Here is a 19,844-nt window from a genome sequence, read left to right as displayed (position 1 = left end):
TGATGTCAAATGAATAATGTGTTACATGACCTAATAAAATGGAGAAAAAGCTTGTGCAATTTTGTACCCATTGAAGTGACGAACAAAGAGTGGCTATACATGCTCAAAGAAGAAACTCGAAACTCAATAATGATAGAGGGAATCTTCGCAACAGAAGAAGAACTTGAAAATGCAGTTGGCGGAAGGTATAAAGCCGCAAGTGAGGTTAGCAATTATTTCCGAACTGCCAAGATGCTGTATGGAATGGCGCTTGAGTATTCGAAGACAGGTGAGTCTCCATATTTTCTTGCGTTTGTTAAGAGTGTTCATAGATTTTTATTCGATGGTTTGTTAAACGAAAAGAAGCTTGGAGCTTTTCGAAGTGGACCGATAAGGATAACTGGCGCTAAAATCAGACCTCCAGAATATGATTTGGACGACTGGATAAGATTGTGGCTTGAGTTTACAAAATATGCCTACTCAAAATTCCCTGTGCACGAAGCAACAGCTATGTCACATGTCTTTTTTGAATCGATACATCCGTTCGAGGATGGGAATGGTAGAGCTGGACGGTTATTGATGAATTTCTTTCTGATCTATAACGGATATCTGAACGTCACAATAAAAGGTGTAGAAAACGAAGACAGAAATATGTACATAAAATCTCTTGAAAGTGCAGAAAGAGGGCTTAGGAAAATTCTTCGAGAATCACCGAAAAAGCTCACAGTCGAGAACATCGAAAGTTGTTTTCGGGAATCAGATATACAGGAACTTGCTGAGATAATCGGATATGCGCTAATCGATACATATGATAAAATTATCTGTAAGACTAATGAAGAAAAGCTGATGAGTGTAGATGAGTTTTCAAGCATCATTGGCAAGTCAGCCGATGCAGTTAGGAAGATGATTGAGAGGAAGACGGTTATAGCCATAAAAATCGGTGGACGATGGGCAGTGTATCCAGAATATTTTAAATTACGGTGATTATTTGAATTCAAAAGAAGATCTTAAGGACATTTCACACCACGTCAGTTGTGAATATTTATGTGCTACTCTGACACTCTCAAATAAACGCCACGCCTCTAACAATTTGAATGCCTTCCTCGAATGTCATTCCTGCACTTTGAAGAAACAAGCGTAATTCCTTAAGTTTTTGCTTGTTGAAGCCATACAATAGTCTGCAAGAAGCAATGTGAGAAATCCAAGAAAAACGAGAAAATTTTAGTTTAGATGAGAATAAGAATTCTAAAGCCATTTCTCTGGAAAAAAAGACAGCAGAGTGGTATTGCAGATTAAACATTCAAAGTGATAAAATGCCTTTCGATAAGTGGTAAGACCACCATACCATAAGACCACAATGTGTGAAAGTCAGAATAATAAGAGGGGTGTGTGTTTGATATGAGAGATAAACTGGCGATAGTGAATTCAAGCAGTTTTGGAAAGTATTTTCCTGAACATCTGCAGAAACTTAGAGAATATTTGGACGTTGATAGTTTCACTTTTCCTTCAAAACTTCATGGGAAGGAATTGGCAGATGCCTTAGCCGGCTACAAATATGTCATTGCAAGTACCTCGCCGTTTTTCGATTCTGAGTTCTTTGAGTACAAGGATGAGACAGTAATAATTTCAAGGCATGGGCTCGGATATGACAATATAGATGTTGTGAAAGCCACCGAAAAGGGGGTTATTGTTACAAAAGTAGGAGGGGGAACGGAGCGAGAAGCTGTCGCTGAGCACGCTGTTGCATTATGTATGTCTATCATCAGGAAGGTTCCACAGGCATATATCGCAGTCAAGAACTCGGAATGGAGCAAGCGGCAGAGTTTCTTTGGAATAGAGCTCAAGGATAAGGTGGTAGGTATCATCGGTTATGGGAATATAGGCAGCAGGGTTGGAGAAATAGTCCATTTTGGCTTTAGTGCAAGTGTGCTTTTCTATGATCCATATGCCAAAGAAGATGCGGGAAAGAATATTCAGGCAAAAAGGGTCGAGTTAGATGAACTTTTGAAGAGTTCAGACATAATATTCATCTGCTCTTCGCTGACAAAGGAGAATTACCATATCCTTTCCGCACGAGAGTTTGAGATTATGAAGAAGGGAGTATACATCATTAATACTTCAAGAGGAGAATTGATTGACCAAGATGCTCTCATAAATGCTCTTGAGTCAGGAAAGATTGGTGGAATTGGTGTTGATGTGGTTGAAGGCGAACCAATAACAGGCGACCATCCACTGCTCAGATACAATAACGCAATCATTACACCGCATATTGCAGCGTATACGTTCGAAAGCATGAAGGGCATGGGTGATAAAGTTGTTTCAGATATTTTGAGAGCTGTGCAGAAGATAATTCCTGATGAAGTGGTCAATAAAGACGTAATCATCAAGCTGGAGGCGCAAGGATGGCGCAGGATTTAATATTAGCTATCGACTTGGGAACGAGCTATCTCAAGGTTGGGTTAATAGATCAAAAGGGAAAGATATTGAAGTCCGAGAGGAAAAGGCTGAAGCTCATAACAGACAGCTTTGGAAAGGCGGAGCATGATGTTAATGCCTTGTCTAAGTTGTTGTTGAAGACAACTAAAAAGGTTATAGAAGGATATGAAAACCGCATCGCCGCCATAGTTCCGTCAACGTATATATTCGGGATTATGGCAGCTGATTCGAATGGTAAGCCGCTCACCAATTTAATCACCCTGTTAGATACGAGATCCAGAGTTGTGCATAACGATTTTCTTGGGATTTTTGACCCAGACGAGATATACTACCGCTCTGGCATGCCACCTACATTTCACTCTTCGTTGTACAAAGTCTTTTGGTTAAGAAAGACATTTGAAGAACTCAGGAGAAATGACGTGTTATTTCTTTCATCAAAGGATTTCGTAATCTACTTGCTTTCAGGAAAGTTCTTGTCCGATGAGAGTACGGCTTCTTCCACAGGATATTTCAACACTCACAAGCTTGATTGGGATGACGAGATTCTGCAAAAGGTTGGAATAACAAGGGATAATTTATCAACAATAGTCCCAGCTCCTGAGTTGATTCCAGTAGCCAATGAGGTTAGAAGCTTTTTAAAGCTTAAGAATAACGTGAAGGTGGTTGCCGGATTGTACGATGGTGGGGCAGTAGCATTAGCAAGTGGCGTGTTCGACGAAAAGAAGAAGGCGATTATGAACCTCGGAACGACCGCAATGTTGAGGGTTGCATACGATAAACCGGTTATTGGGAAAGGCGAGATTGTCAGTTGCCAAACTCTGTATCTTTGCAACGGGAACTGGTTCATAGGTGGTTCTGTGAACAATGCCGGCTCAGTTGTGGCATGGTTAAAAACTCTCATGGGACCTCGATCAATCGATATCGAAGATGTAGTTGTAGAAGATAATCTGCTTTTCTTTCCTTATCTGACGGGCGAGCGCGGTTTTTCGTTTGGCAGCAACAGTCATGGCGTTATTTACGGTCTCGAGCAGAGGCATTCAAAAAGGGATGTAGTTTTAGCTGGTTTAGAAGGCGTAGCATTTACGCTTAGAAGTATGGCTGACGAGATGAGAGGGTACGGCGTGTCTTTTTCAAAAGTTGTCGCATCAGGCGGAGGTACAAAGTTTGGCATTTGGATGAAGGTACTTGCAAATGTATTGAAGACTGAAATAGAGATTCTTCAAATCGATGAACCGGCGCTTGTTGGTTCAGCTCTCTTAGGTAGCGCTGCTCTCGGTTGGAGCGAGGGTATTTCCTCTGCCTACAGGTACATGGAAAGTGTACGGATATCTGTCGAGCCAGATGAATACCTTGTTGAGAAATACGATGTTAAATACGACAGGTTCTTGGAGATTCTCAAAACACTTTATTTGAGAAAATGAATCGTTTGGAGGTGGTATTTTGTTCAGAGAATTGGAGAAGGTCCAGACGTCAGAAAGAATTGTGGAGGAAATAATAAGGTTGCTTTCTGATCGTAAACTGAAACCAGGAGACCCACTTCCACCCGAAAGAGAATTGGCGCAAGAGCTTGGGGTTAGTCGTGTTGCTCTGCGCGAAGCAATTACATCGCTTGCACTCCTTGGCATTGTTGAGAAGAAATGGGGGAAGGGCAATTTCATCTCCCGGCAATTAAATTCATCAATCGTGGAGAGTTTTACGAAACACCTTATAATCTCTAGGCAACTGGAAATATTTGAAATTATGGAAGCAAGGCTTGCCTTGGAGAGTGAAATAGCAGCTTTCGCGGCGTTAAGAAGAACGGAAGATGATATAAAGGCGATAACGAGCGCTCTCCAAAAGTACTTAAATGCAAGCAGGATGAGTTTGAAGCGTGTGGAGTACGATAAAGAACTGCACTGTGCTATCTCAAAGGCAGCTAAAAATAAGATGCTCGAGAGTTTGCAGGGCGCGATTATGGGAAAGGTTTTTGACGTTATCAAGATCACAACAAGAGTGGGAATTGCATACAAAGACACTGAAGAGGAACATGAAAGGATTGTGAAAACTATAGTTGATGGAGATCCAGAAGAAGCAAGGAACCAAATGGCAAAGCATATTATTAGAGCTATTGTTAGAATCTTTGGCTCAGAGAAGAAATTGGAGGATGAAGTTTCAGAGAGACTGAAAATTTTGGAGGAAAAATTCAATCACTGATAGGGGGATTCAAGATGGAAGCTAAGGATATGGTTAAGGAAATTGAGAAGTACAGATTAGTGACTATCATACGAACCAAAGATGTATCTGATGCTCTTAGCAAGGCGAACCTGCTGTGCAATTCAGGTGTGAAGTTCGTTGAAGTAACGTTCACCGTTCCAAATGCCCATGAGATTATACGAACGCTTAGGAAGGAGTTTCCAGATGTGTATGTTGGGGCCGGAACGGTAATTAACGTTGATATGCTTGAGAAAGCAATCGATGCGGGGGCGTGTTTCATAGTTGGTCCGAATTTTGACGAAAGGATTTCTGAAATTTGCCAGGCTAAGGATATACTGTATGTTCCGGGCATCATGACTCCAACGGAGATTGTTAAGGCAATGTCGCATGGGCATGAGCTGTTAAAGGTCTTTCCTGGAGAAGTCTTGGGTCCGGAATTTGTTAAGGCAATGAAAGGACCATTTCCAGATGCGAAATTTATAGTCACTGGCGGAGTCTCTTTAGAAAACTTAGATGAGTGGTTTAAGGTTGGTGCTACAGCCGTTGGAATGGGGAGCTCTCTCACAACCGGAACTACGGAAGAGGTAAAAGCCAGAATCGAAACGCTGCTTAAGAAGATAGGAGTATGAACGTTAGAAGTTTGGAATATTCTCTTCAACTTCATAGATCCCAAATCCCGAAAGATTATCTGCGAATCGTTAGAGCTTTAATTAATGCTATTAAAAGGAGGTGAAAGGGAACATTTCTTCTGGAAGTTTCATTCATTAGAGGGGAAGATGAACAACATATGAAGGAGGGGTTGATATGCTTAAAAGGATCATGATTGTTCTTGTTTTGACGGTCGTAGTATTCAGCTTTGCGGCGCCAAAATACGTTCTGAAATTCAATCACGTGCTTTCTCCAAGGGAACCGTACCATGAAGCGTTCTTGAAATGGGCTAAGGCTGTTGAAGAACGAACTAACGGTGAATTGAAAATTGAAGTTTACCACAGCGCACAGCTTGGCGTGGAAGAAGATATTTTGGAACAGATGAGACTCGGGGCTAACGTTGGTCAGAATACAGATTCTGCGAGAATGGGAATGTATGTAAAGGATATCGCCGTTTTGAACGCGCCATACGTTATCGACTATCTCGGGGCTACAACTCCTGAGCAAGTCATTGACGTACTGAGAAAACTGAAGCAAACACCGACAATGCAAAAATGGCTTACCGAACTTGAGGAAAAGTATGGATTCAAGGTCATATCCTTCATGTGGGTGCAAGGGTACAGGCATTTTATAACCAACAAGCCTATCACGAGGCCTGCTGATTTATCAGGACTTAGAATCAGGACACCCGGCGCTCCAATTTGGCAGGAGTCCGTTAGAGCACTAGGTGCTCAGCCGGTAGCAGTTAATTTCGGGGAGATATATTCCGCTGTCCAGACAAAAGCGATAGATGGTGCTGAACTTACCTACGCAAATGTAATGGGCGGCTCTCTGTATGAGGTACTCAAATACGTCTCAGAGACTGGGCACATACTGCTCATAAACTTTGAGGTAGTAAGTGCGAAGTGGTTTAAGAGTTTACCGAAGGAATATCAACAGATTTTGGTTGAGGAAGCTGACAAAGCTGGTATTGAGGTATCACTGAAAATAATGAAGGAAATTAACGCTCAGATGAAAGAAGAAGTAAAGAAAAAAGGCATGATAATTGTAGAAAATGTTAATAAAGACGTGTTCAGAAAAGCTGCAGAAGAGGCTTACAAGAAATTAGGACTTCAAACTGCTCGAAACACGCTGATTAGGGAGATAAAGCAAGTGAAATGAGCATGATTGCTGGGGGCGTAAGGCTCGCCCTCCAGCATTTTGGTCTAGATTTGAAGCTCTGCTCGGCACTTAACTCTTCCAAGGAGGATTTGTATATGAAAAAACTCAACGCAGTTCTATACAAGGTTGAGAAGTTTATAGGGAAAATATTCTTGGCTGTCACGTCGATTCTGATATTTTATTCAGCAATTTCGAGGTTTCTTGGATATCCAGCGAACTGGGCTGTCGATATTTCGCTGATTCTTTTCGCGTATTCGGCATTTATAGCGGCCGATGTGGCGTGGACAGAAGATAAGATGATGCGTGTTGATTTGTTTGTTAAGAAACTTCCGGAGCGAATACAATCTTTGGTTCAGAGGATAAATTATCTATTGATAATTGCATTCGATATTTACTTTTTAGTTTGGGGAATTTACATTACTTACAGCATGCGTTTTAGAAAAGTGGGAGGTTTTCACAATCTGAGCTACAGCATAGTTGCACTTAGCGTTCCAATCGGAGCTGCATTGCTACTTAGAACAAGCATAATGAAGTTCGTCAAAGAGCTCCGAAAAGGGAGGAATAATAAATGACGTTTTCTATATTAGCTTTCGTGATTTTAATGTTGATGGGCATGCCTATTGCCTTTGTGATAGGAATTTCTGGTGTTATTTGGTTTCTTCAACAACCGTACTTACCGAAAGTGATTCCTATTCAGTTGGCACTGTCGCAAACTCAAAGTTTTGCGCTTCTTGCAATTCCGCTTTTTGTAATAGCAGGGAACATAATGAACAGCGCGGGCGTTACTAAGAAATTGTTTGATTTTGCAGGAGTGCTGGTTGGCCACATGCATGGCGGGCTTGCTCAAATTTCAGCCGTCTTGTCCGCTTTGATGGGCGGAGTTTCGGGCTCAAGCATCGCCGATGCTGCAATGGAGACTAGAATGTTGGGACCTGAGATGCTTAAGAGGGGCTATCCAAAGGGGTTTGCGGTTGCTGTAAACGTTTGGACGTCGTTGGTTGTGCCGATCATTCCCCCTGGAATTGCCTTTATCTTGTACGGTAGCATAGCGCAAGTTTCAATCGGAAGACTCTTTGCGGCTGGTATTTTGCCGGGACTGATTCTTACTGTTGTTTATATGATAGTTATTTGGATAAGTGCAATGAGACTCAAGTTGAAACCCGAGAGGGAGAAGAGAGCAGCTGCTACGGAAGTGTTACGGAGTTTGCGAGCTAATATCTGGTCTCTCGTATTTCCGTTCCTTCTAATCGTTGGCCTACGCGGTGGAATATTTACACCGTCAGAAGTTGGTGCGCTGGCGATATTCTATGGGATAGCAATTGGAATGCTTGTCTATAAGGAAATGAACTTGAAGAAGTTCTTTACTGAGACTCTTGATAACTCTCTTGGAGATATAGGAAGCATAATGGCAATTTTGATGATGTCGCAAGTCTTTACTTACGGACTTGTATGGGAGAGAATTCCTGAGAAGCTTTCAAATATTTTGCTAAACGTAACCGACAGTAAAGTATTACTCATGGTTCTTATTTCGTTCTTCTTGGTTTTCCTCGGGCTCTTCCTTGATGCAACGGCTATGATTCTCATGCTTACGCCTGTTTTCTATCCAGTTGCGCAAGTTCTTGGTATCAATCCTATTCATTTTGCTTTAGTCTTCATTTTGTCAGCTGCTATGGGTAACCAAACGCCGCCTGTGGGAGCGTCGATGTATGCTGGTTGCTCTGTTCTTGATGCTTCCATAGAGGAATACACAAAAGCTTCTATTCCATTTCTTATCAGCACTATCTTAGTAATACTACTGTTAATCCTTATTCCTCATTTGACACTGATTGTGCCAAATCTGATTTTCGGAAGATAGTAGTTTCGGGAGGTGGAGTTATGATGAATTTCAAAGATAGAGTAGTCTTAATAACAGGTTCTGGTTCCGGAATAGGCCGTAGAACCGCAATGATGTTTGCAGAATTGGGAGCGAAGGTTGCTGTAAACGATGTGTCAATTGAAAATGGCGAAGATACGGTGAGGCAGATCTTAGCAAATGGCGGGGAAGCATTCTTTGTTCCAGGTGATGTTGCTACTGATGCCAAGACGATAATTGAGAAAGTTGTGGAGAAGTTCGGAAAAATAGATATTTTGGTTAACAACGCAGGCATCGTGCCTTACGGAAACATCGAAGAAGCAACAGAGCAAGATTATATCAAGACGTTCGATATAAATGTGAAGGGACCATTCCTGCTTTCAAAGTATGCGGTAGAATATATGAAAAATCAAAAATACGGAGTTATAGTCAATGTCTCGTCTGAAGCTGGGTTGGTTGGCATAAAGAGAAGGTGCGTATACAGTATGTCAAAGGCAGCTTTACTTGGCTTAACTCGTTCAATGGCCGTAGACTATGCCGAGTACGGCATACGCGTGAACGCGATATGTCCAGGAACCACATACTCTAAGGGGCTCTCAGATAGGATAAACGCCGCACCAAATCCTCAGGAGCTTTTGAATAACATGATTTCAAGAATCCCAGTTAAAAGATTAGGAAAAGAGGAAGAGATTGCCTTCGGAATACTCTTCCTTGCAAGTGATGAGGCGAGCTTCATGACAGGCGCTTTCTTAAACATGGACGGAGGATCTACGGCAATATAATTGTAAGAATAAGCAACTTCCTAAGCTTAAGGATTTTAATCTGAACTTGTTTTGAAAGGAAGTGAAACTTTGTTCGACATTGACATTTTGAAAAAAGCGGGCGTTAAAGTTCCAGAGATTGATGCACAGACTTTAAGAGAAAATACTTTTCGAAATCCAAAATGGGTACATTTCGGGGTTGGGAATATATTCAGAGGATTCATAGCAAATATCCAACAACACCTGGTGGAAAAGAAGATAGATGATACCGGAATAATCGGGATTGAACTGTACGATGAAGGGATTGTCAGCACATTGAGAAAATTCAACAATCAGACTCTCGCTATTTCAATAAATCCAGACGGAACTTTCAACATTGAACTGGTTTTATCTTTAGTTGATGTCTTCTACGGAGATCCCGTCTCTGAGGATTGGAAAGCAATAAGGTCAATTTTCGAAAGTGAGTCATTGCAGATATGTTCACTAACCATCACAGAGAAAGGATACAATCTGAAAAATGCAAGCGGAGAATATTTCGATGCTGTTACGTCAGATATGACAAGCGGGCCACTTGCTCCGAAGTCAACTGTAGGAAAGATTTCAAGTTTGCTGTACCACAGATTCAAAACGACTGGTTATCCAATCACATTAGTGAGTTTCGATAACATTGCAAAGAACGGCCTGAAACTTAAAGAGTCAATAATCGAAGTTGCTCAAGCTTGGGTAAACAACAAGTTTGCTGAAGAAAAGTTTTTGGAATATCTTGAAACGAATGTCGCTTATCCATGGACTATGATAGACAAAATAGTGCCAAATCCATCTCAAGAAATAGCTCAGATTCTTAAAGAGATGGGAATAGAAGTCTTGCATGCCACAATGACTGATAAAAAAAGTTTTGTGGCTAATTTCGTAAACATGGAATCAGTTCATTACTTAGTAATTGAAAACAATTTTGCAGGTACGAGACCGGCTTTTGAGTGTGGGGAAAACAATATATTCGTTACAGGCAGGGAAGATGTGGAAAGATTCGAAAGGATGAAAGTTACAGCGTGCTTGAATCCTCTGCACACCGCACTGGCAGTCTTTGGATGTCTTTTGGGATATAAGAAAATAAGCGACGAGATGCAAGATGCATTACTGGTTAAACTTGTCGAAGGCGTTGGCGAAGAAGGGGTAAGGGTTGTTGAAAAACCGTCCATAATAGAACCTCGAGATTTTCTTGATGAAGTTCTAAAAAGGAGATTGCCCAACAGGTATATGCCCGATACCCCACAGAGGATAGCAACAGATACATCTCAGAAAATACCAATTAGGTTTGGAGAAACGCTCGCTGCTTATGCAAGTGCGAATTCTTTATCGGCTAAAAGTCTTAAATTTATTCCATTGGTTATTGCTGGTTGGTTGAGATATCTGCTTGCTGTCGATGATAACGGTAATCATATCGAGCTGAGTCCAGATCCGTTGCTCGACGAATTAAGGTCTAAATTGGGTTCCATTGAATTCGGCAGGCCAGAAACATTTAAAGATCAGCTGAAAAGTATCTTGTCCAGCAAACAGCTTTTCAAAGTCGACCTGTACGAAGCAGGTATTGGAGAACGTGTTGAAGAGCTTTTCAAAAGAATGATAGCCGGAACTGGTGCAGTTAGAAAGACGTTGATTAATGAGGTTCTTTGATTAGATATATAGCTGCTTTGTAGCTTGCATGCAAACGCATGCAAGCCATTTTTCATTAGTGAGGTCATACCGACTCGCTATGCGATATTTAGAAACATGCACTTGCTCAAACTTGAAGTTACTCCTCAGAGATATTAGCAATAATCAACAAGCAGTAGAAATCTTTTGAAATCAAGAGCATAAAAGTCTTAGAAGTCATTCTTGTGATTTCTGCAATATTGTAGAAGCAACTCATAAGGTGATAAAATCTTTTTCGATTATTGGTAAGACCACTATACCATATAGCGGATTGTTATAGCTTTGAAAAAGGTCGAGCAAAAGAAGTTTCATATCTTTTGCGATGTTTGAAAAAATTGATAATGGTGGTGTTATTGTGAAGCGCTTCTATGTGGGATTAGATGTTGGAACTTCTGGGACAAAACTTGTTGTTTTCTCAGAAGAAAAATTGGATGTGGTATACAAGTTTGCCTATAACTATTCATTTAAGGTAGATTCACTGGGGCGTATAACAGTTGCTCCTGATGATGTTTTGAAAGCTGTGAAGGTTTCTTTGATTAATGCGTCAGCTTTTTTACTGGATTTGTTAATCGACAGATGTGAGCTCGTGATTTCGCTTGACACGATGCTCCATTCATTGCTCTTCCTTGACGGAGAGTTGAATCCAATAGGGAATCTCGTTCCGTGGCTTGACGAAACAGGAACCCAGGAAGCTGTTGAGGTGTTGAAAAATCCTGAACTGGCACAGGAAGTTCATTTCAGAACTGGATGTCCTGTTGCAACTACTTATCCACTGTACAAGCTCATGTGGTTTCACAAAAACGAAGCGGAACTCCTTGATACTGCTTCAAAGATTGGTTCGATAAAGGATTGGTTGCTATATATTTTTACAGGCAAACATGTTGTTGATGAATCGATCGCATCGGGTTCCGGCTGTTATGATATAAGGGCAAGAGGTTGGGCTGGAGATTTGCTGAAAAAGTTAGCAAACGTGGATAAAGCAAAATTTCCGGATGTAGTACATGGTGATGAGTTGTTCGAACCAAGCGATTTTCTGAAAAGTATATTTGATGAGAGGAAGTTCAAAATAACTGTTTTCGCTGGCACGTCGGATGGTGCAGCTTCGAGCATGGGAACCACTTTTGGTGACAAGCAGATGATAACAATTTCGATGGGAACAAGTGCGGCTATTAGGAAAATTAGCGGTGAAGCGCCGAGTAAACACTTGATGAAGGGTTATGGACCTTGGTGCTATTTTTTTGATAAGGAGAACTTTATAGTAGGCAGTGCAACAAACAATTGTGGGAATGTGATAAATTGGTGGAAAGATAGATATTTGAGATCAAAAGATTATTCCGAATACGAGAAGGTTTTGGGTAATATTTTTGAAGACCTTGGCGAATCTCCGTATCAGAGAGTTCTTTTTAGGCCTACTGTATTCGGGATGCGCTCTACAAGGTGGTTGCCAAGGCAGTCAGCAGAATTCTACAATCTAACTCCAAATTCAGAGCTATCGGATATGACAAGGGCTGTTCTCGAAGGATTGGTTTTCAAGTTTAGAAGGGCTGTCGAAGCTGTCAGAAGCATGGATAGAGAGCACAAAACTGTTGCAAAATATGTTGCCTCCGGTGGATTGCTTGAAATAGCTGGTTTTGGGAAATTGCTGGCAACTGTGCTTAATTCAGATGTTCTTTACAGAAAGGACAGATTCGATGCAGTTTTGGGAAATGTGCTCTTCGCTCTGAGAGAAACAAACAGAGATGCTTTCGATGCTTTTGTCAGAAAGAACTCTCAAGCCAGCAAATTCGAACCATTCGAACAAAAGGTTGAGTTTTATGAAATCTTGTACTCTCGGTGGCTTCAGAAAATGACTGAAAAAGAAATAACCGCAATACGAGAGTTAATAGATGTATAGGAGGTGGTCGTTGTGGAGGCTTTCTTGAAAACTTTCGCAGTTGGAATGCCAATAGTGCTCAGTCCGCAGAACTTGTTGATTTTGCTAATCGGCACTATCTGGGGCATGATATTTGGCAGTATTCCCGGTTTGACAGCGACGATGGGGGTGGCATTGGCTCTTCCATTGACTTATGGGATGAGTCCGTACACAGCTTTGAGTTTGTTGAGTGCCATATACGTTGGTGCAATTTCTGGCGGATTTATATCAGCAGGTTTGATAAACATACCTGGAACACCGTCTTCTATTGCCACAACATTCGACGCGCACCCAATGGTTAAGAAAGGTCAAGCTCCGCTTGCAATGGGAATTTCGCTGATGAGTTCGTTCTTTGGCGGGCTGACTGCTGTTTTTCTAATGATAGTTGCTACGTATTCGCTTGCTCAGATAGCCCTCAAGTTCGGACCGTTTGAGTACCTTGCCCTTGGGATCCTCGCGTTTGCTGGATGTATAGGTATGTTTGAGGGAGGAATACTTTTAAATTCGCTTTCTATAGTATTAGGACTTCTTATATCCACAATTGGTGCGGATCCTTTGACAGGTGTGAAGAGATTGACGTTTGGTATAGATAGCATGATAGCAGGCATCGACATCCTGCCGCTGCTGATAGGTTTGTTTGGCATAAGTGAGGTTTTTGTTGCAATCGAAAGTAAGACAAAGTTTGTCGTACCACCAGAGACAAAGAAGATGAAGATGGGATTCCAAATTTTGAGAGATTCTATAAGAACTATCTTCTCCCAACCTATTAACTTCATTAGGTCTCTTGTGATAGGGTTCATTATTGGGGTTTTCCCCGGTGTTGGTGGCGCTACTTCGAGCGTGTTAGCGTATGGTGTAGCTAAGTCTTATTCTAAGCATCCTGAGAAATTCGGAACAGGTATTCCTGATGGTGTTATTGCATCTGAGACGGCAAACAACGCTACTATTGCAGGTGCTATTGTTCCATTGCTATCCCTTGGTATTCCAGGTGACTCAGTAACAGCTATGATGATCGGCGGGTTCATGATACATGGAATGATTCCAGGACCGATGTTGTTTAAAGAAAATCCAAGTAGTGTTTACACTGTATTCTCGGCTCAGATACTTAGCAACATAATTATGGTGGTGCTTGGAATATTATTGATGAGGTTCTTTATTTCGGCACTGAGCATAAGATCTTACTATCTGTACCCAATTATAACGGTAGCGATGATTATTGGTTCATATGGACTTTACAACAGGGTATTTGACATATGGGTAGCGTTATTCTTTGGGTTTCTTGGATACGTTCTGAGAAAGATAAACTTCCCACTTGTTCCACTCATCACTGCCTTTATTTTGGGACCTATTGTTGAGAAGAGTTTGAGACAAGCTCTGTCCTTGTCACAAGGCAGTTTGGTTCCACTCTTTACAAGGCCAATATCACTCACTTTGATCGTTCTTGCAGTCTTCTTATTTGCGTTAGGCCTGTACATTAACACATACGTTTCAAAAAGAGCGCGGGCGTAAAGACCCCATATTAGGAGGTGTGGTGTATGTTGAAGAGGTTCTTAACGGTAGTTCTGACTTTGGTGGTTCTTTTGGTTGGAACAGCATCGCTTTTTGCAGCTTACCCAGAGAAGCCTGTAACAGTAGTTGTTCCGTATTCTGCAGGTGGAGCAAGTGACATCATGGCAAGGCTCATTGCAGAGTTCTGGAAGAAGTATACAGGGAAAGATATGGTAGTTACAAACGTTGTCGGAGCAGAAGGAGCAGTTGCGGCACAACAGATGCTCACTACAAGACCAGATGGCTACACAGTCCTTTGGTACCACCAGGCTATCCTTGGAAATTACTACTTAGGCGTTGCGAATATTAAGTGGACGGATTTCACACCAGCTTGTGTGGTTACAAAAACTGCTAGAATTACTGCTGCACGTGCAGATGCACCTTGGAAAAACCTTAAGGAAGCCATAGAAGATGCCAAGAAAAACCCGAAAAAGTATGTCTACGGTGCTGGCGCTGGCGGAATTGCGTATCTGGAATATGCACCCGTCGAAATGGCTGCTCCTGGTGCATTTAGGGTAGTACCAAATGAGGGTGGAGATGCTCAAAGGATTACAGCATTACTCGGTGGGCACGTTGATGTCGTTCCACTCGCATTAGTTTCAGCTGTCCAGTACATAAAGAATGGGCAAATAAAGGTTCTTGCATTGCACGATGATGAGCCTGATCCATTTATACCAGATGCGCCAACTTCTGCTTCGTTGGGACTTCCGGAGTTGAACTTCCCAATGACCAACACATTCTTCTTCCCACCAAAAACTCTACCGGGTATAGTTAGCGAGTTCAATAAAATAATAGCAAAGATAGTTGCAGACCCTGAGTTTAAGAAGAAGTTAGCAGAAGTTGCTTACGCTACACCATTCTTCAAAACAGGAAAGGACCTTGAAGACTTCTGGAAAAAGCAAGATGCTATCTACAAAAAAGCTGCTGAAACTGTAAAATAAACAGATCATGATTTGGGGGTAGGAAAGCCCTGCCCCCGTATTTCAAGATGTGGAGGGATGCCAAGTGTCGAGATTTAAGAATGCTTTTCCTGCTTTGATTTTTATAATAGTATCGATAATTGTATATCTTCAAGCATTGAATATAAGAACATTGAAGTTTGGAGGAGCTTTGGGCGGGGACTTTTTTCCGAAAGTATTGTCAATTTTGATGCTTGTTATTTCCGTTATTTGGCTGATAAGAGAAATTGTAATCTCCGCTAAGAAGAAAGGTTTTGATGCAGCAACAGAGAACAATAGCAGTTCATGGTTGAAGAAAGGTGTAAGAGATGTTTTCGTATTTTTGGCGGTTTTTATAGTGTACATCTTTTCTTTGAGATATTTTGGATTCCTTATACCAAGTGTCATTCTTGTTTTCTTCAATTTTGTCCTTTTAAAAGACGATTTCAATGCAAAGAATCTTCCGGTTGCAATCATCTATTCGCTTGTAATAACTGTTGGATTGTGGTATCTTTTCGAGAAGGTGTTTGAACTTGTTCTCCCAAAAGGAATGTACTGGTAATATCAGGCAGTATGTGAATTTAAAGAAGGTGTTAGCATGGGTAAATTATCCAGACTTGGAATTTTTGGCCTTGGAACGATGGGAAGGAATCTTGCACTGAATTTTGCAGATAATGGTGTTCAAATTAGTGTTTTCAATAGGGAAATTGAAGTTGTTGACGAGTTGTTAAAAACAATCAGTGACACTGGCAAGGTTTCTGGTTTTAAGAACGTGTCGGATTTTGTATTTTCTTTAGATAAACCAAGGATAGTAATATTGCTCATTACAGCAGGAAAGCCCGTGGACGAAGCAATCGAGCAATTACTGCCTTACCTCGAACCTGGAGACATAATCGTTGACTCTGGAAATTCGTACTATAAGGATACAGAGAGGAGATACGAGTATTTGAAGTCTCAGGGTCTTAGATTTGTTGGACTCGGTATATCAGGTGGTTCTGAAGGTGCACGTAAAGGACCGGCACTGATGCCCGGCGGAGATTTCTCTGCTTACAAGGACTTAGAAGACTCACTTAAACTTGTTGCTGCAAAGAGCCATTATGGACCGTGTGTAGAGTACATGGGGAACCGGTCGGTTGGCCATTTTGTGAAAATGGTTCATAATGGGATAGAGTACGCTATAATCGGTGCTATTTCGGAAGTTTTCTATGTAATGAGAAACTTAATGAGAATGACACATGAAGAAATAGCAGACGTTTTTGAAGAATGGAATAAAAAGGATTTTGACAGCTTTTTGCTAAGAACTGCTTCGGCTGTATTGAAACAAGTAGATGAGAAGACAGGGAAACCTTATGTTGATGTTATCTTAGACTTAGCAGAGCAAAAGGGTACTGGGCTTTGGTTTACCCAAACTGCACTGGAAATAGGAGTACCTGCAATGTCTATATCTGCATCAGTAAATTCAAGGATAATCTCTACCTACAAGGAGCTTCGACGTTCTGTGGCAGAAAAGAGGGAAACAATTAGCAGTTCTAAAGTTATTGAGAGCTTCGAAACATTAAGAGACGCTTTGTTCTTCTCATCTTTGATCGCACACGCCGAGGGGCTATGGCTTTTGACAAAAGCGTCGCAGATATTTAATTATGGAACTGACTTGGAGAAAGTGCTTAAAGTTTGGAGAAAAGGCAGTATTCTTGAATCTTCGTTAATTGACTCCATTTTGAAGCACAACTTGAATTTCAGCAACTGTCTCATAGAAGACGGGGATTTTAGAGCAGTTTTAGAGAAGCTGTTGCCAAGTACTATGGCGTTGAGCAATCTCTGCCGTGGAGCTGCAATACCTATTCCTGTCATTAATTCAAGTATCGACTTTTACTTATCGGTAACCTCCGAGAATTTGCCAGCAAATCTTGTGCAAGGCATAAGGGACTGGTTCGGCTACCATGGTTTTTATAGAGTAGATCAGCCAGGAACGGTATTTCATTTTGTAAAGCCTGAAAGCCAAAGTGACTAACGTTAAATGGGGGATATCGTAATCACTTTCCCAGAAATTCATGCAATGCTTTTATGTTTTTGGGTATATCTGTTATAAACACCCACTGATTCACACCATCTATCATTGCGTGTCCTTCTTGGAATGAACCGTTTATTGGCACTCTGAATCTTTCGAGTGTGTATGTCGAGTAGTTCCTGCTTCCGAGCGAGATGAGCTCTGACTTTGGAATGTTGGTTTCTATATATGGAAGCACCATGTTGATTACCCTTAGTTTTGTAGATACCGAAGCTCTCTTCAGCTTTTCAAATACCTGCTCGAGGACTCTCTGTTGGCGTTGAACGCGCTCGTAGTCAGCATTGCCAACGTATCTTATCCTTGCATATGCAAGAGCCTGTCGCCCATTCAGTTTTTGCAAGCCGGGCTTTTTGACTTCAGGAAGTTTTCCGCCAAGCAAATTTTTTACCTCTCGCATGTTTATGTTTATATGTTCAACTTCTTCTGGTTTAACATCTATTTCAACGCCACCGACGGCGTCTATTATCTTTTCGAACCCTTCAAAATCGACGGTAGCGTATCTTGTTAAAGATAACTGGAACGTTTTGTTAAGCGTTGCAAGTGCAAGTTTCGGACCGCCGAGTTCGTATGCACTGTTTATCTTTCTTTTGTCAAATCCGGGGATTTTAACGTACAGATCTCTCATTATCGAAGCAAGCTTTATTTTTTTATTAGCATGGTCTATTAGCAATACCATTATCGTATCGCTCCTTGCGTGTTCTCCTTCTTGCCTTGCGTCAAGACCAAAGAGCACAGCCGCAAATTTTTCGTTGCTTGGAGCTGTCGGGTTGTTCGTATCTTTTGCGGCATAAACTTCTTCGAGACTGAACAAGTCTGTGAATTTAATTTTTTCAAGCCTTGTGTTGAGGTATACCCCGACGATGATTGCTGTTATTATCAAAGATAACGAGAATGCGACAATGAATTTCAAGAAATTTTGCATATCTTTCTCATCTCCTATTCTTAAAGATTCCCACTATCGAACCGATGCCATATGAGATGTGCAAAACTAAGAATGAAAAGAATGTATAAGGAACGAGCGCAATCTTTTTGTGCTTGATTGCAACCTGTGATGAGAAGTAAATGCTCAGAGCCAGGTACAGAGAAGCAGGGAGTGCGTATAAAAACTTCAGAACTCTATTCACTGGCAAGAGCAATAAGAGCAAAGAAATGAGATACAAGACAAAGAGCATCGGCACTAAATGTCTTGGTCGATATGCCCTTTTGACGAATTTGGAGCTGTGGGTTACCCAAAAGCCGTTTGAGTAGTTATTTTGCCATAGTTTTGTGTATGTGTCCCTCGCATAGTAATATGCTCGAGCTTCTGGAATGAGCAATATCTTGTAGCCAGCGTTTTTTAATCGGATGTTGAATTCAATGTCTTGGTTTCTTATTAGTTCTTCATTGAAAAGCCCTACTTTTTCAAAGATTTCCCTTTTGTATATGCCGTACGCAACGGTGTCGACGTATTCTTTCTTCTGGTTGTTTGTTCTATATTTCGCACCGCCTATTCCGAATGGGTGTTTCAATATTTCGCTTATAGCAACGGCTTTTACGTTGCTACTTCTTGGCAAGACTTCCATAACCCCGCCTGCTACGTCGCATTCGTTGTTTTCAAGCGCTTGGACACAGGCAGAGATGTAATTTTTTGAGTAAGACGCATGTCCGCTTGCAAGCATAATGTACTTTCCGTTTGCATTCTTGATGCCGATGTTTATACCGGATGGCGTATATTTTTTGGAATTCTCAAGCAATCTTATTTTGTTTGGGTATTTTTCTTTGAGCCTTTCGACTATTTCTCTCGTTCTGTCTGAGCTCATGCCGTCGACGACTATGAGTTCAACATTTTGGTAATCCGATTCGATAAAGCTAATTATTGTCTTTTCGATTGTTTTTTCTTCGTTGAGAGTTGGGAGAATTACCGAAACGAGTGGTAGAACAGCCATATTTATTTTCTCTCCTTTTAAGATGATTAGAAATTCGACGGAATTTATTATATCATGAAGATGTGATAAAATGTAATCCAAGAAAGCAGAGGGAGGTTGGATATTATGGGGGCTAAACAGATAGATACGATTGTTTTCGACCTTGGGAGAGTTTTGATTCACTGGGACCCTTACGGGTACATGGTAGAGCACTTCGACGAAGAAGTTGCGAAGGTGCTAACGGAGAAGGTTTTCTCGATTGAAGAGTGGAACTTGATGGATAAGGGAGAGATCTCAGAAGCCCAGTTTTGGAAGATGGTTGAGGAAAGATACCCCGAGTATGGCGAGTACATTCGCCACATGAAGAGTGCGGTGCTCAGCCTTTTGAAACCGATTGAGGAGAATGCCAAACTGTTGCCGGTGTTGAAAAAGATGGGATACAGGCTGCTCGTGCTTTCTAATTTCAGCTACAAAGCGTTTGAGCATGTGTACAATACGTTTGAATTCTTTAAGTATTTCGACGGTATGGTCATATCGAGCCACGTGAAAAAGATAAAGCCGAATGAGGATATCTTCTACGAGCTTATGGAGCGCTACGGTGTTGTGCCGATGCATTCGCTGTTTATAGATGATAGGAAGGACAATATCGAGACGGCAAGTAGGTTGGGATTTTCAGTAATACACTTGACCGACTACAGGGTTTTGAAAGAAGAGCTTGAAAAAGTGTTGGGGCATCCTGTAGAGTGATCTTA

Annotated in this window: 18 protein-coding genes; 16 read left to right on the top strand and 2 right to left on the bottom strand. The window is 41.4% G+C overall.

Annotated elements, in window-relative coordinates; genetic code table 11:
* Positions 1–9 precede the first annotated feature (9 nt).
* The 15 genes from BUA11_RS00460 to gndA all read left to right on the top strand — a co-directional run bounded on the left by BUA11_RS00460 (position 10) and on the right by gndA (position 17,131).
* The gene (locus tag BUA11_RS00460) at positions 10–963 is read left to right on the top strand and encodes a Fic family protein (protein WP_072757215.1); all 954 of its coding nucleotides are present in this window, start codon (positions 10–12) and stop codon (positions 961–963) included.
* Positions 964–1,377: 414 nt separating this feature from the next.
* The gene (locus tag BUA11_RS00455) at positions 1,378–2,397 is read left to right on the top strand and encodes a D-isomer specific 2-hydroxyacid dehydrogenase family protein (RefSeq protein ID WP_072757812.1); all 1,020 of its coding nucleotides are present in this window, start codon (positions 1,378–1,380) and stop codon (positions 2,395–2,397) included.
* Complete coding sequence (locus BUA11_RS00450) at positions 2,382–3,836, top strand: gluconokinase (protein ID WP_072757213.1); 1,455 nt, start codon at positions 2,382–2,384, stop codon at positions 3,834–3,836. Before BUA11_RS00455 ends, BUA11_RS00450 begins: the two co-directional genes overlap by 16 nt.
* A gap of 19 nt (positions 3,837–3,855) precedes the next feature.
* Positions 3,856–4,608 (top strand): FadR/GntR family transcriptional regulator, encoded by a 753-nt coding sequence (locus BUA11_RS00445; protein WP_072757211.1) that lies wholly within the window; start codon positions 3,856–3,858, stop codon positions 4,606–4,608.
* Positions 4,609–4,622: 14 nt separating this feature from the next.
* Positions 4,623–5,237: a bifunctional 4-hydroxy-2-oxoglutarate aldolase/2-dehydro-3-deoxy-phosphogluconate aldolase gene (locus tag BUA11_RS00440; protein WP_084634272.1), complete on the top strand. Its 615-nt coding sequence runs from the start codon at positions 4,623–4,625 to the stop codon at positions 5,235–5,237.
* Positions 5,238–5,427: 190 nt separating this feature from the next.
* Complete coding sequence (locus BUA11_RS00435; RefSeq protein WP_372589812.1) at positions 5,428–6,417, top strand: C4-dicarboxylate TRAP transporter substrate-binding protein; 990 nt, start codon at positions 5,428–5,430, stop codon at positions 6,415–6,417.
* Between the two features lie 95 nt (positions 6,418–6,512).
* A complete protein-coding gene (locus BUA11_RS00430; RefSeq protein ID WP_072757208.1) occupies positions 6,513–6,989 on the top strand; it encodes a TRAP transporter small permease in 477 nt (158 codons plus the stop codon).
* Positions 6,986–8,272: a TRAP transporter large permease gene (locus BUA11_RS00425; protein WP_072757206.1), complete on the top strand. Its 1,287-nt coding sequence runs from the start codon at positions 6,986–6,988 to the stop codon at positions 8,270–8,272. Before BUA11_RS00430 ends, BUA11_RS00425 begins: the two co-directional genes overlap by 4 nt.
* Positions 8,273–8,295: 23 nt before the next feature.
* A complete protein-coding gene (locus tag BUA11_RS00420) occupies positions 8,296–9,051 on the top strand; it encodes an SDR family NAD(P)-dependent oxidoreductase (protein ID WP_072757807.1) in 756 nt (251 codons plus the stop codon).
* 69 nt (positions 9,052–9,120) lie between these two features.
* Positions 9,121–10,704 (top strand): mannitol dehydrogenase family protein, encoded by a 1,584-nt coding sequence (locus tag BUA11_RS00415; protein WP_245789395.1) that lies wholly within the window; start codon positions 9,121–9,123, stop codon positions 10,702–10,704.
* 373 nt (positions 10,705–11,077) lie between these two features.
* Positions 11,078–12,616 (top strand): gluconokinase, encoded by a 1,539-nt coding sequence (locus BUA11_RS00410; RefSeq protein WP_072757202.1) that lies wholly within the window; start codon positions 11,078–11,080, stop codon positions 12,614–12,616.
* A gap of 12 nt (positions 12,617–12,628) precedes the next feature.
* Positions 12,629–14,143: a tripartite tricarboxylate transporter permease gene (locus BUA11_RS00405; RefSeq protein ID WP_072757201.1), complete on the top strand. Its 1,515-nt coding sequence runs from the start codon at positions 12,629–12,631 to the stop codon at positions 14,141–14,143.
* A 26-nt stretch (positions 14,144–14,169) separates the two neighbouring features.
* Positions 14,170–15,123, top strand: coding sequence for a tripartite tricarboxylate transporter substrate binding protein (locus tag BUA11_RS00400; RefSeq protein ID WP_072757199.1), 954 nt, complete (start codon positions 14,170–14,172; stop codon positions 15,121–15,123).
* 64 nt (positions 15,124–15,187) lie between these two features.
* The gene (locus tag BUA11_RS00395; RefSeq protein ID WP_072757197.1) at positions 15,188–15,682 is read left to right on the top strand and encodes a tripartite tricarboxylate transporter TctB family protein; all 495 of its coding nucleotides are present in this window, start codon (positions 15,188–15,190) and stop codon (positions 15,680–15,682) included.
* A 36-nt stretch (positions 15,683–15,718) separates the two neighbouring features.
* Positions 15,719–17,131, top strand: coding sequence for an NADP-dependent phosphogluconate dehydrogenase (gene gndA, locus BUA11_RS00390; protein ID WP_072757195.1), 1,413 nt, complete (start codon positions 15,719–15,721; stop codon positions 17,129–17,131).
* 22 nt (positions 17,132–17,153) lie between these two features.
* On the opposite strand, the gene BUA11_RS00385 is transcribed toward gndA, so the two are convergent.
* Together BUA11_RS00385 and BUA11_RS00380 are read right to left on the bottom strand one after the other, a co-directional pair.
* Positions 17,154–18,110, bottom strand: a complete 957-nt coding sequence (locus BUA11_RS00385) for an LCP family protein (RefSeq protein WP_072757192.1) — start codon at positions 18,108–18,110, stop codon at positions 17,154–17,156.
* A 7-nt stretch (positions 18,111–18,117) separates the two neighbouring features.
* Positions 18,118–19,113 (bottom strand): glycosyltransferase family 2 protein, encoded by a 996-nt coding sequence (locus tag BUA11_RS00380; RefSeq protein ID WP_014451299.1) that lies wholly within the window; start codon positions 19,111–19,113, stop codon positions 18,118–18,120.
* Between the two features lie 105 nt (positions 19,114–19,218).
* Between BUA11_RS00380 and BUA11_RS00375 the strand changes: the two genes are divergently transcribed.
* Positions 19,219–19,839: an HAD family hydrolase gene (locus BUA11_RS00375; RefSeq protein WP_014451298.1), complete on the top strand. Its 621-nt coding sequence runs from the start codon at positions 19,219–19,221 to the stop codon at positions 19,837–19,839.
* Positions 19,840–19,844: the final 5 nt, after the last annotated feature.

The organism is Fervidobacterium gondwanense DSM 13020 (assembly GCF_900143265.1).
Lineage (GTDB): Bacteria > Thermotogota > Thermotogae > Thermotogales > Fervidobacteriaceae > Fervidobacterium > Fervidobacterium gondwanense.
The sequence above is the reverse complement of the archived record's forward strand: the minus strand, read 5'-3'. Positions and strand labels throughout refer to the sequence as shown.